Origin of the sequence: Pantoea sp. App145 (assembly GCF_047947045.1) — a bacterium.
Lineage (GTDB): Bacteria > Pseudomonadota > Gammaproteobacteria > Enterobacterales > Enterobacteriaceae > Pantoea.
Map to the genome: position 1 here is coordinate 2,636,914 of NZ_CP133290.1, position 15,914 is coordinate 2,652,827.

Here is a 15,914-nt window from a genome sequence, read left to right on the forward strand (position 1 = left end):
TACTCATAGGAGATTAGTTCGCCTGCATACCTGATTTTTGGGTGACCAAACCATTCACATCCGCAGCTGAAGCCGCTTTCTGCTGCTGCTCAGTCACCTGTGTGTTGGTCTTTTGCGGCTGATCTTTGGGCGGGAAATACAGCGGTCCTTTCAGGCCACAGCCTGACAGGCTGACCAGTGCCAGCACCATACCCAGCTGACTTATCAATTGTCTCATTCTGTCTGCTCTTTCTGTCCTTACCTGGATGCTTATCATCGCAGTTGACGTTGTAAAAGCAACAGGAAATACCCGCAATCGCGTTACAGGTCTGACACCTGCCACGCGCGGGCGGGCAGGATCAGTGCATTTGGTAGCGGGGCTGGAAATCGCCGTTGTCGTTGTCAGGCTGTGTGGCGCAAAGCTGCGTCAGGGTCTGGCTGCGGAACGGGATCACCTGAAAGCGATCGCCGGTATTCACAATTTGATAAAACTGCGGCAGGTTGAAATTGATAAAACTGGAGCCGTAAGTGAAGCGGTCATGTGACGACGAATAAAAACGGCTGACGTCACGCACCAGTTCCTCTTTGCTGCCTTCGCAATGGTGATACACCTCAACGCGATTGCTTTCATCAAGAATATAAATGTTGAAGCCACGGTCATCATTGGTGTCTTCGAAGAAGAACTGAATAATGCCCTCGCTGGCATAGCCATTCACCACTGGCGGCAGCGGCGTCTGATTCGACTCCACCTTAATCGACAGGCCGTGCAACTTGTTGTTAGAAATCGCGCCATAGAATTCGACCGCGTTTTCCAGTTTCTGCACCGACACGCTCATGCGTTCAAAAAACAGTCCCCAGGTTTGTCCCGCCATACGCAACGCTTTGAAACGGCCCGGCTCCTGACGCGTACTGGAGAGACGCAGTTCGATGCATTCCGACACCAGCTGCTGGACACGGGTACGAATCAGGCCACGCAGATGCTGGCTGTAGCAGAACACTTCGACCGTGTCCGGCGGAGCCGCATCCTGATGCATTTTACCGAGAATGGTTTTCAGGGCTTCGATCATCGCCTGCTCACCGCTGAAATGCAGGGTACGCACTTCATTCCATGAGTTACGGTACAGCAGATCGATACTGCCAATCAGGCATTGCTGCTGCTGACCGAAACTGAACACATCCAGCTTACGGAAATCAAAATGCACCACCTGATTGCGGAATGCCGAGGTGGGATCGTGCTCAAGGTTGACGATAATTGCCAGATGACGAATTTCACACGGGCTGTAGAGCGCTTTCGGCGTCGGTGCCGGTACGCGCAACGGGAAATGATGCGAAACATCATTTACCAGCTCCTGCAAACGCGGCAAGTCACAGAACTCGTTGCCTTTGATATGCAGACGGGTTTTGCTGGTCAGCAGCCCATTGAACCACGCCCACGCCACCAGTTTGTTCAGGTAGCGGTTATATTCCAGCGGCTGATGGCTGATGATGGAACTCATATCCGGCGACTGGTTATACAGATACCAACCCGCACGATTGGCCCGGCCCGCCGGGACATGAATAAAGGTCAGATTGGGTTCTGACAGGTCCGGGGAGATCTGCGGGTTAACCAGCGTCACTTTACCCGGCAGCGCTTCAAACGCGGCATACAGTTTACGCGTCAGCACACCAATATCCTGCGGGCTGGCGCTGACACTTAAATTGTTACGACGGGCAAAGCGGATCAGGTTGCGATAGCTTTGCATCATCGCATCCAGCAATTCATTGTGTGCTTCACGCACGCGTTCGATTTTCCACTGCGCGCGGTTATCCAGCACCGCCAGCTTCTCATCATCCCAGCCCCACTCGCGCACCAGCTGCGATAAAATTTCACGCCGCCAGCCCGAGCGATGATGGTTTTCTTCGCTGGAGAGTTTTTCACAGACTTTGAGATAGAAGCAGCGACGTACCAGGTCGAGACGCGCCAAATCGTCAATGCTGGTAAGGTAACGCGTCACGCGCTCCAGCATCATGCAGTAAGGATCAAGACCGAAGCAGACGATTTCGCCATCGTGCAGGCGTTGCTTGATATCCATCGCCAGCAGTTGAGTGTTGGGATATTCCCAGCTATAGGCTTCCAGCAGCAGGGTTTTCAGCACTGCTTTGTAGGGGGAGTCGATGCTTTTATACAACTGCCACAGGCTGGCGCCGAAGTATTCTTCCGCCGACAAGGTGCCGAGACCACCGAGATCGAGCCATTCGTTCGGCGTCAAAACGCCCTGCGCGTAAAGCGACATGACGTAATCATCATAATGATGCTCTTCTTCACCGGGCACCATGTTCCACAGAATGCGTTTACCCGCCATACGCACGGCGGTACGGTAAAACTCATCCAGCAGCAAAATATGTTGGGTCGAGCCGCAATCTTCCGCACCGAGACTGCCGCTTTCGTTATGACGGAAACGGTTCTCATCAATCAGGAAGAAGCTGACTTCCACGCCCATCGAGACACACCACTTCTGCAACAGCGTACATTTACGTTGCAAGTTGAGGCGTTCTTCATTATCCAGCCAGGATTGGTGGCACACCCAGATATCGAGATCGGACACGCTGTTCTGACCGACCGATGAGGTGCTGCCCATGGAATAGATGCCAGTGATCGGCATTTCGCCTTTGGCATCGGTGCTGAGATTCAGCGGCTGACGACCCGCCAGCTCCTGCAACAGCTGCTGCTGGTTTTCATCAGGCGTGTAAAAGCTGATGCCATGTGGAACGTTACCCTCAAGGTAACCCGGCATCAGCGGATGATGATAATGCAATAATGTTGGCAGCAGACTGTAGACGTGCTGGAAAGCAGGTCCCATCGCAGCCAGCGCGCGGTCAACGCGCAGCTGGTTGATAGCATCCAGTCTCTGTTTCAGTGTCTCAATGTAGAGGTACAAGACGTTTCGCCTGATTGTCCCAGTGTTAAGCACCCTGTTTCCGAAATCTGCCACTTAATAATAAAGATGTCGGGCAAATTATTGCTGGAAACGTGATCAATCTAACACCTGGCAGATTGACCGTAAAGAAAGTTGCGCTACTTAACAGTTTAGCACGTTCCGAACTCTACCCTGTGTTTTCGGACTAAGACCACAGAATGTTTCCCGGACATCACGGTGAAATCTGACAGCATTCCCCCATCGATGATAGGATATTCGGTGAACGATCAAAACGGTTAACAGCATGTTAGACAAAATTTTCAGAATTGCTACAAGACAAAGCCCCCTGGCGCTTTGGCAGGCACAATATGTCCAGCAGCGCCTGATGGCAGCCCACCCAGGCCTGCGCGTGGAACTGGTTCCGATGGTCACCAAAGGTGATGTCATCCTTGATACGCCGCTGGCTAAAGTGGGCGGGAAAGGGCTGTTCGTCAAGGAACTGGAACTGGCGATGCTGGAAAACCGCGCCGACCTCGCCGTGCATTCTATGAAGGATGTGCCGGTGGATTTCCCTGAAGGACTCGGCCTGGTCACCATCTGCGAGCGCGAAGATCCGCGCGATGCCTTCGTCTCTAATCATTACGACTCCATCGATGCCCTGCCGCAGGGCGCGGTGGTGGGTACTTCCAGCTTGCGTCGTCAATGCCAGCTCAGCGCTCGCCGTCCCGACCTGGTGATTCGCTCACTGCGCGGCAACGTGGGTACCCGCCTCGGCAAACTGGATGCCGGTGAATATGATGCGATTATCCTCGCCGCTGCCGGGCTAAAACGCCTCGGACTGGAAGATCGTATCCGCCTGGCTTTACCGGCGGAACTGTCGTTACCCGCCGTGGGCCAGGGCGCAGTCGGCATTGAATGCCGTCTCGACGATGCCGAACTGATTACCCTGCTGCAGGCGCTGAATGATGGCGATACCGCCGTTTGCGTACGCGCCGAACGTGCGATGAATACCCGTCTCGAAGGCGGTTGCCAGGTACCGATTGGCAGCTTTGCCGTACTGGAAGAAGGCGATCAGTTGTGGCTGCGTGGTCTGGTCGGTTCACCCGATGGCAGCCAGATGATCACCGGTGAACGCCGTGGTCCACGCGATCAGGCCGAAAAGATGGGCATTTCACTGGCGGAAGAACTGCTGGAAAATGGCGCGCGCGACATTCTGCGTGAGGTCTATCAGGGACAGCCGCCCGCATGACCATCCTCGTGACCCGTCCCGAGCCTGCTGCCAGCGAACTGGTCGCGCGATTGCGAACCCAGGGGAAACTGGCGTGGAGCCTGCCGCTGATTGAGTTCACGCCGGGTCGCGATGTCGATGATTTGCCACAACAACTTTCTAACCTGCAACCTGACGACCTGGTGTTTTTGCTGTCACAGCAGGTGGTGACCTTTGCCCACCCCGCATTGCAGCGCCAGGGGTTTGCCTGGCCCACACAGCTCGATTATTACGCCATCGGTCGCAGCACGGCGCTGGCACTGCATACCGTCAGTAACCTGAAAGTAGACTATCCTCATGCGCGGGAAACCAGTGAAGAACTGGTGCGCCTGAACCGTCTGCAAAAAGTCAGCGGCAAGCGCGCCTTAATTCTGCGCGGCAGTCCAGGCCGCGAATTGCTGGCGGATACCCTGACGGAACGCGGTGTCGATGTCCGTTATTGTGAATGTTATCAGCGCTGTGAAAAGTATTATGACGGCGCGGTTGAAGGTCGTCGCTGGCGCGATCGCGGGATTACGACGCTGGTAGTGACCAGCGGCGAAATGTTACAACAACTGTTTGGGCTGTTTCCGCCAATCGATCGGCGGGAATGGTTATTACACTGTCGGCTGCTGGTCGTCAGTGAACGTTTGGCTACCCTGGCAGCCAGCATGGGCTGGCAGGATATTGAGGTAGCCGATGGTGCCGATAACGATGCGCTGCTGCGTGCGTTACGCTGAACTTAACATTGGGATGAGCCGCAATGACGGAACAAAAAGCCTCCTCCGCCATGGTTGATGAAACTACCCCAGCGGGTAACAACGCTACACCTCCGGCCGGTAAACCGCCTCGCAATAAAAAAAACGATGGCAAGGTACTGGGTGCAGTAGCGATTGTGATTGCGCTGGCGATTGGCGCGGGACTTTACCTGAATGGGAAACACCAGGCCGACTTACAGGCTCAGACTAACCAGGACCTGAACGAGCAGCTGAGTGCGCTGCAACAGCAACTGGGCAGCGATAAACAACAGCTGACGCAGCAACTGGAGAGCGCCAACAGCGCTTTACAGGAGGCGCGTAATCAACAAGACGCCAGCGCGAAGGAGCTTGAAGCGCTGCGGCAAAAAGTCGCCACTATTTCGGGTAACGATACCCGCACCTGGCTGCTGGCACAGGCTGACTATCTGGTCAAACTGGCGGGTCGTAAGCTGTGGAGCGATCAGGATGTCACTACCGCCGCTGCCCTGCTGAAAAGCGCTGACACCAGCCTTGCCGAGATGAACGACCCCAGCGTGATGAATGTGCGTCGCGCCCTGACCCAGGATATCAGTTCCCTGTCGGCGGTCAGTCAGGTCGATTACGACGGTATCATTCTCAAACTGAATCAATTGTCGAACGGTGTCGATAATCTGCGTCTGGCCGATAACGACAGCGATGATTCGCCGATGGATGCCGATGGCGGCGAGCTTTCCGGCTCCCTGCATGAGTGGCGACAAAACCTGGCGAAAAGCTGGCACAACTTTATGGATGACTTCATCACCATCCGCCGTCGCGACAACACCGCCCAGCCATTACTGGCACCCAATCAGGATGTGTATCTGCGTGAAAACATTCGTTCACGTCTGCTGATTGCCGCGCAGGCGGTGCCACGTCATCAGGACGAAATCTATAAACAGTCAATTGATGCGGTGTCCACCTGGGTACGCGCCTGGTACGACACTAACGATGCCGCCACCAAAGCCTTCCTTGAGCAACTGGATGAGCTGAGCCAGCAGAGCATATCGATGGATGTGCCCGACACGCTGGAGAGCCAGCCACTGCTGGAGAAACTGATGCAGACCCGCGTGCGTAATTTGCTGGCACAGCCAGCGGTTGCGGCTGACCAGCAGGGAGGCTAAGTATGCTGAAAGTATTGATTCTTTTTCTGCTGCTGATTGCCGGAGTGGTACTTGGCCCGATGATTGCCGGTCACCAGGGTTATGTGCTGATTCAGACGGACAACTGGAATATTGAAACCAGCGTCACTGGTCTGTGCATCATCCTGATCCTCAGCCTGCTAGTGATTTTGTTTGTGGAGTGGGTATTGCGCCGTCTGTTCCGTACGGGCGTCCGCACCCGCGGCTGGTTTACCGGTCGCAAGCGCCGCCGTGCCCAGCGTCAGACGCAAACCGCGCTGATGAAGCTGGCGGAAGGTGATTACAAGCAGGCTGAGAAGCTGCTGTCGAAAGATGCCGACCACGCCGATCAACCGGTTGCTAACTATCTGCTGGCTGCTGAAGCCGCTCAGCAACGCGGTGACGAAATTCGCGCCAACCAACATCTGGAACGTGCAGCGGAACTGGCGCAAAACGATACCATTCCGGTGGAAATCACCCGCGTTCGTCTGCAACTGGCGCGCAATGAGGACCACGCAGCCCGTCATGGCATCGATCGCTTGCTGGAAGTGGCCCCGCGCCACCCGGAAGTGTTGCGCCTGGCTGAACAGGCCTACATCCGTACCGGTGCCTGGGGTGCGTTGCTGGATATCCTGCCATCGATGCAGAAAGTGCAGATTAATAATGACACGCAGCGCGTAGCGTTGCAGCAGCAGGCATGGCTGGGGCTGATGAATCAGGCGATGGCCGACCAGGGCAGTGATGGTCTGAAGCGCTGGTGGCAAAATCAGAGCCGTAAAACCCGCCAGGAAACCGCGTTGCAGGTTGCCATGGCGGAGCATCTGATTGAGTGTGATGATCCGGATACCGCACAATCCATCGTGCTGGATGGCCTGAAACGTCAGTATGACGACCGTCTGGTGCTGCTGATGCCGCGTATCAAAAGCGGCGATCCACAATCGCTGGAAAAAGCCCTGCGCAATCAGATCAAACAACACGGCGCCACACCGCTGCTGCATAGCACACTGGGCCAGATGCTGATGCGCCACGGTGAATGGCAGCAGGCAGCAGAAGCCTTCCAGGCGGCGCTGGCACAGCGCCCGGATGCCTTTGATTATGCATGGCTGGCCGATGTTTACGATCGCCTGCATCGCCCGGAAGAAGCGGCTAAGATGCGCCGCGAAGGCCTGCTCCTGACGCTGAAGAACAATCCCAGCGCCTGATTTTTTTATGGTTGTATTTTTGTGCACGCCGGGTTCGCCCGGCTTTTTTTTGCGCCGAAATTGAGACCACCGCAGGATTTGGCATTTTGCAGATAAAAAAACACCTGCCAGAAGCAGGTGTAAGATCAGGTCGGTAAGACAACTGATGGTACCCGACTCAACGTAATGTCCTTCTAACTTCAGTAAGGCTTACGCGATACTGCCAGGCTGGACAACGGATACCGTAAGGGGCTCTGCATCATTCCCAGGTTTATGCAGCATCAGCAGACATAAGAGGTGGAATGAGCATCTACAATGTCATTATTGCATAAGTCGTGCCAGGTTGGCAGATAATGAATTTATTCTTTTTATATCAATGAATTAAAAATAGAAGGGTTTTGGGGTTATCGCATCATGTCGGGAAACCGCGACATGCCGGGATAAAGCTGTCTCTGTCGGGCGACAGGCAATGCAAGGATCTGTAAAAGCATTATAAATCATAAAATTACATGTCGTCATCAGGAGACAACCGGCAAAATCACTGATCTATAGACGAAAAAAAACCTGCTCTTAGCAGGTTGTTTTTCATATTAAGATGGTCGGCGAGAGAGGATTCGAACCTCCGACCCACTGGTCCCAAACCAGTTGCGCTACCAAGCTGCGCTACTCGCCGATTTTTATCTATCTTAATATTTTGCCTGGTGCGAAGAGAGGGACTTGAACCCTCACGTCCGTAAGAACACTAACACCTGAAGCTAGCGCGTCTACCAATTCCGCCACCTTCGCATGTCCCAGCAAAATCTGGGGTGGCTAATGGGACTCGAACCCACGACAACTGGAATCACAATCCAGGGCTCTACCAACTGAGCTATAGCCACCATAAATCTTTTTACTACTTAACGCGGTATTTAAAACCACCGAAGCTCTTGCGCACAAACTTAATGGCGCGCCCGACAGGATTCGAACCTGAGACCTCTGCCTCCGGAGGGCAGCGCTCTATCCAGCTGAGCTACGGGCGCGTAGCGCCGTTGCGGATGGGCATACTACGGACTTGGTACCAGACTGTCCAGTGCTTTTTTAATAAAAAAACGCGTTTGATTACGCTTTGTGCATTCCGTCGATAAATGCGGCACTTTCCCCTTCCTGCAACCATGAATTGCTGCATTTATCAGCAATATCAGAGATCGCCGCGCCAGTGATAACCTAAATATTTAAGTAATTTTATCTGGCGACGCCAGCGCGATGGCTGACGAATCAAACGATACAGCCACTCCAGCCCCATTTTTTGCCAGTAGCGAGGTGCACGCGCCACCCGGCCGGTGAAAACATCGTAGGTGCCTCCCACCCCCATATACAGCGCATTGGGGTAATGGGCGCGACAATCGCGCATCAGCAGCTCCTGGCGCGGCGATCCCAGCGCCACCGTCACAATCTGTGCTTTGCTTGCCGCCACACGCGCAAACAGCGTCTCGCGTTGATCCGGGGAGAAATAGCCATCCTGGCTGCCAACGATGTTCACATTCCATTGCTGACGCAGCTTATCGCAGGTTTCCTGCAACACCTGCTGATGACCACCAATCAAAAATACCGGAATGCCGCTGCGTCCGGCACGTTCCATCAGGGCTTCCCATAAGTCGGCACCGGCAATACGGTTCACCTTGAGTTGCGGGTATTTCTTCCGTAGCGAGCGAACGATGCTGATGCCATCGGCATACTTGAATTCGGCCTGTTCAATCAACTGGCGGACTTCAGTGTCGCTTTCCAGCGTCAGCATTTTCTCTGCGTTGATCGCCACCAGCGTACCGCTGCGCGGTTTATCGTCTGGCAGCAGAAAGTGCAGAAAGGAGGCCATATCCCCAAAAGCGCAGAGATCGACACCACGCACGGGGTAACGCAACGCCTCTTTATTCATCTTATTCAACGTCAGACATCTTCCTATTATGCCCCCGAGTTAAGAGGGGCTGGGTAAAACCGGCTCACCACGCTGACGAATCAGTCCGGCACGATCCAGCAGCCAGTAAAGCAGCTTCGCCACCAGCAAACAGGCAGCAAAAATAATGCAGAAAAACACCACGCGTGAGCCGAACGCATCCAGTCCTTCACGTGCCAGTACAATCATGTTGAACACCGCGCCAAAACAGAAGCTTTGCAGAATGGCTCCGCTATAGCGGTTGGTTTCATTACGGCCACGCGCATACAGGTTATCGAAGCCTTTCATCAGCATCCCCACGGCGATGGCACCCAGTGGTATAAACCCTACGCCGCCCATCACCAGCAGCGACCCCAGCAGCGTCGGCGATATCGCCAGGCCGGAATGGTTATTCAGCACTTCCCAGGTAAAGTAGTTAGCACTGTTCAACACCATCGAAGGACGACCGGGCCACAGCCAGCTGGGAATAAACACATAAAAGTCACGCCACATCGGTGCCAGGCCCTGGAACTCGATCTTGTGATAATGCTGCAATAACAGTGCCAGATTCTCCCACGGCGAGAAGGTATCACGCGTCAGATAGAGGAAGGTGTAAAACGCCTCTTCACCCATCACATCGAGGTTGTAACGACGCAGCGCCAGCCAGAACATACCGCCAACCGCCATCACACCCGCCCCCGCCAGCATCCATAAGGTAATCCAGCCGCGGGTAATACCAATAAACAGGAACAGCGCAAAGGCGATGATGATGTTGGCACGCGTACCGCCGACCAGCGCATAAGTCAGCAAACCAAAGGCTACCGACACCAGCAAAAACAGTAACCATTGGCGTTGTGTGGGATTGAGGAAGTAACGGATCAGCATTGCCGGAATGAAAAAATAGAAGAAGCGCTTGAGCGCAACACCGGACACTTCACTGGAGAAAATCTGGTTGTACGCCGTCAGCCGGAACAGCAGCAGGCCGTTGTGCATAAAGAACACCGTGACCGTACCCATCGCCACCAACGCCAGCAGCAGGCAAGTCAGGTTCGTTTCCACCCGATTCATCTGTAGCCAGGGTTTCGGCGGCGCGGCAGTGGCCGGACGTAAGCGTACTTTGTAGCTGACGTAATAAATCGCATAGAAACTGGTAGCGGCCAGCAGCGCCTGCAACAGATACTCCGGCGGCACCACCGCCATATTAAAGCGAAACACCAGAATGCTGGTGAGCGGAAAGCCGAAATAAAAGGTCAGTAAAAACAATAAGGTGAAAAACAGGTGGAAATTAAAACGCACCCGCTTAAATTCCCGCCAGGTTAGGGTCAGAATGAACCCCAGCGAGAACAGATACACCACCAGCAGACCGCTAAACTGCATGAGGGTCATAATGTCTCCGTTTCACTCAGAGTGAGCGCCTCGCGCCACCCTGTCAGATAGCCAGGGGCAAAGAAGGCGATGGCGGAGGGATCGCATTGCGCTAACTGGCGCTGTGCCTCCGCGACCCGCGCCTCATCAAGCGCATCGTCGCTGAACAATACCGGCACCCCCTGCTCGCTGAGATCGCGCCAGAAGGGGTTTTTGCGGTTGAGCACAAACGGAATGCCAGCCTGAATCAACAGACAGATGGTACCAATCCCCTGCTGGCGTTCAAACATAAAATAACCCAGCTGGCAGCGGCTCAGCAGTGCCAGATAAGCATCAAAATCGATCTTATCGCGTAGTAAAGTCACCTGCCCCTGTGGGAACAGCTGCGCGGCAGCTGCGGCAATTTCCGCAATATACACATCGTTATCAGCAGGATAGCCCAGCGGCACCACCACCTTCACCCGTTCGCCAAACTGTGCTCTGATCGCCTGTAAACCGGCAATATGGCGATTGCTGCGATCGCCCGAATTGCCCAACAGGATGGTCAGTTCATTATGTTCAGCCGCGACCGGCACCGCACATTCCGGCATCCGCGTCGGGAAATACAGCAGCGACCCCGGCACATGCGGATGACGCTGCTGATAATGGTGCAAATCGCCGCGCGTCGCGAATACGCGCGCCATACGTCCCTGTGCGAGGCGGCGCAGCAGATAGAACAGCCGATACTTCAGGCCACTGCCCTCTTCGTACAAATCGGCACCCCACACGTGCCAGAACGCCTGCCGCCGCCGTAGCTTACCGCTCAGCAATGCCAGCCAGATAGTCGGGTTAAACTGCCCGTGGAAAAAGAAGCGTTGCTGGCGATCGGCAGCACGTTGCATCACCGCCTGCGCCAGCGCGCGTTTGTTCGGGAAGGTTTCAATCTGCAGTGACTGATACGCCTGCAATGCTTGCGGGGTTTGCGTCACCACCATAAACCGACGCGGCGTGTTCACCGGCAGCAGGCGGGTGATCACTTCATCAAAGAAGCGCAGCACCGTGTGATTATGATGGGGGATGTCCGATCCCAGCACATGAGTTAACGTCATTTTTTCCGGCAATAAATCGTGAAAGCGCCACAACACAGGGCGAAGTAGCAGATATAGGTCGCCATATAGGCTTGCGCGGCACCTGTTGTGCCATGTAACGGAATCAGCCAGTGGGAAAAGGCCAGCAGCAAGATGAACTGGCTGACTTCAGTCAAAATATAGAAGCGCAGCGAGCCTTTGGCGATCACCAGGTAGCCGAAAACATACGCGCCGACTTTAAACACGTCGCCACACAGCTGCCAGACGAACAGATCGCGCATCGCGGCAAACTTTGTGGAAAACAGCAACCAGATAGCCACATCGCGCAGCAGCCAGACGCAAAAGCTGGCGGCCGCCACAGCAGGCAGGACAAAGCGCAGCGCACGCAGAATTTCGCGGGTGATCTGTGGCTTATGCTCCAGCCGTGCCAGAGTTGGCAGCAGCCAGACGCTAAACGTGGCAGTGATAAATTGCAGGTAAGCATCAGAGATGCTGGTCACCCCCTGCCACAACCCCACCTGCGCCCAGCCTTGCTGCTGCGCCAGCAGGTTACGCATCATCACCCAGGCCACCGGTAACGTTACCGAAGTGATCAGCGCCATCAGGGTATACTTCGCCAGATTGCGTGCCAGTTCCGGCTGCCACACCGGCTGTAACCAGCGCAGCGGCAAGACCTGATGATGACGGCGCAGCATCACCAGCGCCGGAATCACGATCAGCGCGGGCACCAGCGCCAGGCCAACCAGCGCACCGGCATAACCGCCAACCCACCAGCACAGCACATAGGCCAGTACACCAATCAGGCTGCCCGCCATCAACGCCAGCGCATTACCACGCGCATCGCGAAAGCCTTTCAGCAGCGCCAGCGTCAGGTTGGCCCAGGCGATGCCGAGCTGCAAAAATGCGACGATCCTGACCACGCCCTGATAATGGTCATGGCCGAACAAGGCACGACTGATGGGAGCCGCCGCCAGCAGGAACACCAGCGCCAGCAGCGTGGAGAAACCCAGCACCAGCGCTGACGCGGTACCGGTGACGGCACGCAACGACTCAGGCTGCTGCTGAAATTGCGCCACATAGGTGGTGACGCCGTTGAAGATACCCGCCCCCGCCAGTACGCCAAGCACGGTTATCATCTGACGAAAGTTACCGGCCTGGCCAACACCTTCCGGCCCGAAACTGACAGCCAGCAGTTTAACCACCAGCAAACCCGCAACAATTTTGACCAGCGTGGACGAGGCGGTCCACACCGAGGCTTTAGCCAGCGACATCAGGCAAAAAAGCTCAGCAGAGAGTTAATGACCGTGCGCTGATTGTTGTCCGACAGATTGTAGAACAGCGGCAGACGCAGCACGCGCTCACTCTCAGCCGTAGTAAACACGTCATCACCATGGAAGCGACCAAAGCGCTCCCCTGCCGGTGATGAATGCAGCGGGATATAGTGAAACACGGTGAGAATTTCCGCTTCTTTCATCCAGTTGATCAGTGCCTGCCGATCCTGGCTGTCGCGCAGCTTGATGTAAAACATATGTGCGTTGTGGCGACAGCTGTCCGGTACCACCGGCAACGCAATGCGCCCGGTTGCTGCCAGCGGCTGGAGTGCCGCAAAGTAGTTGTTCCACAGGCGTAAACGCTGCTGGTTGATGCGTTCGGCTGCTTCCAGCTGCGCCCACAGATAGGCCGCCTGCAAATCCGCCATCAGATAACTGGAACCGATATCGCGCCAGGTATATTTATCCACCTGACCCCGGAAGAACTGGCTACGGTTGGTGCCTTTTTCGCGGATGATCTCCGCACGTTCTACCAGCTTTGCCTCATTAATCAGCGTCGCACCGCCTTCACCACCCGCAGTGTAGTTTTTGGTTTCATGGAAGCTGAAGCAACCAATATGGCCGATGGTGCCCAGCGCACGGCCTTTGTATTGCGACATCACGCCCTGCGCAGCGTCTTCAATCACATACAATTTATGCTTCGCCGCCAGCGCCATGATGGCGTCCATTTCACAGGCCACCCCGGCGTAGTGCACCGGCACGATGGCGCGGGTTTTGCTGGTGATCGCCGCTTCAATCAGGGTTTCATCGATGTTGAGGGTATCGGGGCGCACGTCAACGAAGACGATGGTCGCACCGCGCAATACAAAGGCATTGGCCGTAGAAACAAAGGTGTAGCTCGGCATAATCACTTCATCACCGGGCTGGATATCGATCAGCAGCGCCGCCATCTCCAGCGAGGCGGTGCAGGAGGGAGTCAGCAGAACTTTTTTGCTGCCGAAGTGTTGTTCCATCCACTGCTGACAGCGCCGGGTAAAGCCGCCATCGCCGCACAATTTGCCGCTGGCCATCGCCGACTGCATATATTCAATTTCGCTGCCCACCACCGGCGGGGCATTAAATGGGATCATGTGCGTTCCTGTAAAACCAGTAGGCGGTGCTTTCGAGCCGCGCACCGCTGCGTAAATAGAGGCGCATCGCCGCCAGGTTACTGAGCTGGGTGGCAACACGCAGGCGATTGAGCTGGCGCACCCGCCCCCAGTCCGCTGCCGCCAGCAGTAGCCGCTGACCCATCCCCTTGCCCTGCGCTTCAGGCAACACCGCCAGCAGGCCGATGCGCGCATCATCGTTCTGTTCGCGTATCGAGACAAATCCCTGTAACGCGCCCTGTTCATCGCAGGCGATCAGGCATTGGTTATCAAAGGTGCCGCGCACGGCGTTTTCAATCCATTGCGCATAGAAGCGGCTGCTGTCATCGGCGTGAAACCAGGGCGCACGAAAGCGGCTCAGGCGGAACGCCGTCGCGGCGGCAGCGCGCAGCTGCGGGATCTGCGCTTCACGCGCGATACGCACACCGGTTTGTCGTTCGGTACGCTTAATGTTGATGGCAAGGTCAGCTTCTCCTTCCACCAGCTGGAAACCGTGCCGACTGATGGCATCAATCACATCGTTACGTTCAGCGGCCACCTTCATTTGCCAAAGCGCACAGGGCTGTTGCAGCGCCTGCGTCAGCGGCGTATCGCCATCAGGATCCAGCCGCGCCGTCTGCACGGCGAAGAAACCGCTTTCCCACGGCAGGGGATTAATACTGACGCTGACGGACATAGCGGGTAACCCGAAATTGTTTCATCGCCAGACTCCTTTGGTATCGACAATCCACGACTGCGTCACCTGTGCTGCGTCGATGGCGCGAAATGCGGCGTGATCGACCAGCATCACCAGGATATCGGCGTGTTGCAGTGCCGCCGTGGTGGTCATCAGCGTGGCTTCACGGCTGAGGCGTGCAGGGATCTCGCTGATATGCGGTTCCACCACCCAAGTGGTACCGCTGTGCCATTCGGCAATCAGGTGCGCTACCGTCATCGCCGGACTTTCGCGCAGATCGTCAATATTGGGTTTAAACGCCAGACCGAAGCAGGCGATGGTGATATCACTGGCGCGCTTGCCGCTGGCCGTCAGACATTCCGCCAGCTGCTGTTTTACCTGATCCAGCACCCAGCGCGGTTTGGCATCGTTAACTTCCCGCGCGGTGCGGATCAGTCGCGCCTGCTGCGGGTTTTGCGCCACGATAAACCAGGGATCGACCGCAATGCAGTGGCCGCCAACGCCCGGGCCAGGTTGCAGGATATTGACGCGCGGATGGCGATTCGCCAACGCAATCAATTCCCAGACGTTAATCCCCTGTTCGGCGCAAATCAGCGATAATTCATTGGCAAAGGCGATATTGACGTCACGGAAGCTATTTTCCGTCAATTTGCACATCTCAGCAGTACGCGCGTTGGTTTCCACGCACTCACCGCGCAGGAAAATCCGGTATAGCTCACTGGCTCGCGCGGAACAGGCGGGCGTCATGCCACCAATAACCCGATCGTTCTCAATTAACTCCACCATCACTTTGCCTGGCAGCACGCGCTCCGGACAATAGGCGATGGCGACATCCACCGCCTCACCGTGTTGCGGGAAGCGCAGGTCCGGACGCGCAGCCGCCAGCCATTCAGCCAGTTGCTCGGTGGTACCGACCGGTGACGTGGACTCGAGGATAACCAGGTCCCCGGCTTTTAACACCGATGCAATGGCGTCAGCCGCTGCCTGGACAAAACTGAGATCCGGTTGATGATCGCCGATAAAAGGCGTCGGTACCGCAATCAGAAATGCATCGGCCGCTTCGGCCTGCATGGTCGCACGCAGATGGCCGCTGTGGACGGCATCACGTACCACGTCACCCAGTTCCGGTTCCACGATGTGGATTTCACCACGATTAATGGTGTCGACCGCGCGGGCGTTGATATCGACGCCCACCACGTTTATTCCCCGGGAAGCAAAAACGGTTGCCGTCGGCAGCCCAATATAGCCCAGTCCAATAACGGAAATGGTTTGAAAACTCAT

Annotated in this window: 13 protein-coding genes and 4 tRNA genes; 4 read left to right on the forward strand and 13 right to left on the reverse strand. The window is 55.7% G+C overall.

Translation table 11 applies throughout. The annotated features are described in order from the left end of the window. Nucleotides 1-13 precede the first annotated feature (13 nt). Together lptM and RCF31_RS12065 are read right to left on the reverse strand one after the other, a co-directional pair. Nucleotides 14-217 (reverse strand): LPS translocon maturation chaperone LptM, encoded by a 204-nt coding sequence (gene lptM, locus RCF31_RS12060; RefSeq protein ID WP_299455406.1) that lies wholly within the window; start codon nucleotides 215-217, stop codon nucleotides 14-16. 121 nt (nucleotides 218-338) lie between these two features. Then, complete coding sequence (locus tag RCF31_RS12065; RefSeq protein WP_299455408.1) at nucleotides 339-2,897, reverse strand: class I adenylate cyclase; 2,559 nt, start codon at nucleotides 2,895-2,897, stop codon at nucleotides 339-341. Between the two features lie 283 nt (nucleotides 2,898-3,180). Here RCF31_RS12065 and hemC point away from each other — a divergent pair, with 283 nt between their 5' ends. From hemC to hemY, 4 genes are read left to right on the forward strand one after another with little or no spacing between them, the layout of a single operon-like run. Beyond that, nucleotides 3,181-4,125 carry a hydroxymethylbilane synthase gene (gene hemC / locus RCF31_RS12070; RefSeq protein ID WP_299455410.1) on the forward strand — a complete coding sequence of 315 codons (945 nt, stop codon included), beginning with the start codon at nucleotides 3,181-3,183 and terminating at the stop codon, nucleotides 4,123-4,125. Next, a complete protein-coding gene (hemD, locus tag RCF31_RS12075; protein ID WP_416410660.1) occupies nucleotides 4,122-4,862 on the forward strand; it encodes a uroporphyrinogen-III synthase in 741 nt (246 codons plus the stop codon). Before hemC ends, hemD begins: the two co-directional genes overlap by 4 nt. A 23-nt stretch (nucleotides 4,863-4,885) precedes the next feature. After that, the gene (gene hemX, locus RCF31_RS12080; RefSeq protein WP_299455413.1) at nucleotides 4,886-6,019 is read left to right on the forward strand and encodes a uroporphyrinogen-III C-methyltransferase; all 1,134 of its coding nucleotides are present in this window, start codon (nucleotides 4,886-4,888) and stop codon (nucleotides 6,017-6,019) included. A 2-nt stretch (nucleotides 6,020-6,021) separates the two neighbouring features. After that, nucleotides 6,022-7,218: a protoheme IX biogenesis protein HemY gene (gene hemY, locus RCF31_RS12085; protein WP_416410662.1), complete on the forward strand. Its 1,197-nt coding sequence runs from the start codon at nucleotides 6,022-6,024 to the stop codon at nucleotides 7,216-7,218. 575 nt (nucleotides 7,219-7,793) lie between these two features. On the opposite strand, the gene RCF31_RS12090 is transcribed toward hemY, so the two are convergent. The 11 genes from RCF31_RS12090 to wecC all read right to left on the reverse strand — a co-directional run bounded on the left by RCF31_RS12090 (nucleotide 7,794) and on the right by wecC (nucleotide 15,914). Next, nucleotides 7,794-7,870: transfer RNA gene (locus RCF31_RS12090), tRNA-Pro, on the reverse strand. 26 nt (nucleotides 7,871-7,896) lie between these two features. Then, nucleotides 7,897-7,983 (reverse strand) — tRNA-Leu (locus RCF31_RS12095). Between the two features lie 16 nt (nucleotides 7,984-7,999). Further along, nucleotides 8,000-8,075, reverse strand: a tRNA-His gene (locus RCF31_RS12100). 64 nt (nucleotides 8,076-8,139) lie between these two features. Then, nucleotides 8,140-8,216 (reverse strand) — tRNA-Arg (locus tag RCF31_RS12105). 158 nt (nucleotides 8,217-8,374) lie between these two features. Beyond that, nucleotides 8,375-9,109 carry a lipopolysaccharide N-acetylmannosaminouronosyltransferase gene (gene wecG, locus RCF31_RS12110; RefSeq protein WP_416413251.1) on the reverse strand — a complete coding sequence of 245 codons (735 nt, stop codon included), beginning with the start codon at nucleotides 9,107-9,109 and terminating at the stop codon, nucleotides 8,375-8,377. A gap of 39 nt (nucleotides 9,110-9,148) precedes the next feature. Next, nucleotides 9,149-10,492, reverse strand: a complete 1,344-nt coding sequence (gene wzyE, locus RCF31_RS12115) for an ECA oligosaccharide polymerase (protein ID WP_313684695.1) — start codon at nucleotides 10,490-10,492, stop codon at nucleotides 9,149-9,151. Continuing rightward, nucleotides 10,489-11,559, reverse strand: coding sequence for a TDP-N-acetylfucosamine:lipid II N-acetylfucosaminyltransferase (locus RCF31_RS12120; RefSeq protein ID WP_416410665.1), 1,071 nt, complete (start codon nucleotides 11,557-11,559; stop codon nucleotides 10,489-10,491). The genes wzyE and RCF31_RS12120 overlap by 4 nt, the downstream gene beginning before the upstream one ends. Next, nucleotides 11,556-12,809: a lipid III flippase WzxE gene (gene wzxE, locus RCF31_RS12125; RefSeq protein WP_416410667.1), complete on the reverse strand. Its 1,254-nt coding sequence runs from the start codon at nucleotides 12,807-12,809 to the stop codon at nucleotides 11,556-11,558. Before wzxE ends, RCF31_RS12120 begins: the two co-directional genes overlap by 4 nt. Beyond that, on the reverse strand, nucleotides 12,809-13,939 hold the full coding sequence (gene rffA / locus RCF31_RS12130; RefSeq protein ID WP_416410669.1) for a dTDP-4-amino-4,6-dideoxygalactose transaminase: 1,131 nt from the start codon (nucleotides 13,937-13,939) through the stop codon (nucleotides 12,809-12,811). Before rffA ends, wzxE begins: the two co-directional genes overlap by 1 nt. Next, on the reverse strand, nucleotides 13,926-14,633 hold the full coding sequence (gene rffC / locus RCF31_RS12135) for a dTDP-4-amino-4,6-dideoxy-D-galactose acyltransferase (RefSeq protein ID WP_416410671.1): 708 nt from the start codon (nucleotides 14,631-14,633) through the stop codon (nucleotides 13,926-13,928). Before rffC ends, rffA begins: the two co-directional genes overlap by 14 nt. 21 nt (nucleotides 14,634-14,654) lie before the next feature. Further along, entirely contained in the window at nucleotides 14,655-15,914 is a 1,260-nt protein-coding gene (wecC, locus tag RCF31_RS12140; protein WP_416410673.1) for a UDP-N-acetyl-D-mannosamine dehydrogenase, read from the reverse strand.

Coding starts and splice junctions, on each gene's coding strand:
- hemD (WP_416410660.1), top strand. CDS start 4,122: ATGACCATCCTCGTGACCCGTCCCGAGCCTGCTGCCAGCGAACTGGTC.
- wecC (WP_416410673.1), bottom strand. CDS start 15,914: ATGAGTTTTCAAACCATTTCCGTTATTGGACTGGGCTATATTGGGCTG.
- wecG (WP_416413251.1), bottom strand. CDS start 9,109: ATGAATAAAGAGGCGTTGCGTTACCCCGTGCGTGGTGTCGATCTCTGC.
- lptM (WP_299455406.1), bottom strand. CDS start 217: ATGAGACAATTGATAAGTCAGCTGGGTATGGTGCTGGCACTGGTCAGC.
- hemY (WP_416410662.1), top strand. CDS start 6,022: ATGCTGAAAGTATTGATTCTTTTTCTGCTGCTGATTGCCGGAGTGGTA.
- rffC (WP_416410671.1), bottom strand. CDS start 14,633: ATGTCCGTCAGCGTCAGTATTAATCCCCTGCCGTGGGAAAGCGGTTTC.
- hemC (WP_299455410.1), top strand. CDS start 3,181: ATGTTAGACAAAATTTTCAGAATTGCTACAAGACAAAGCCCCCTGGCG.
- hemX (WP_299455413.1), top strand. CDS start 4,886: ATGACGGAACAAAAAGCCTCCTCCGCCATGGTTGATGAAACTACCCCA.
- rffA (WP_416410669.1), bottom strand. CDS start 13,939: ATGATCCCATTTAATGCCCCGCCGGTGGTGGGCAGCGAAATTGAATAT.
- wzyE (WP_313684695.1), bottom strand. CDS start 10,492: ATGACCCTCATGCAGTTTAGCGGTCTGCTGGTGGTGTATCTGTTCTCG.
- RCF31_RS12120 (WP_416410665.1), bottom strand. CDS start 11,559: ATGACGTTAACTCATGTGCTGGGATCGGACATCCCCCATCATAATCAC.
- wzxE (WP_416410667.1), bottom strand. CDS start 12,809: ATGTCGCTGGCTAAAGCCTCGGTGTGGACCGCCTCGTCCACGCTGGTC.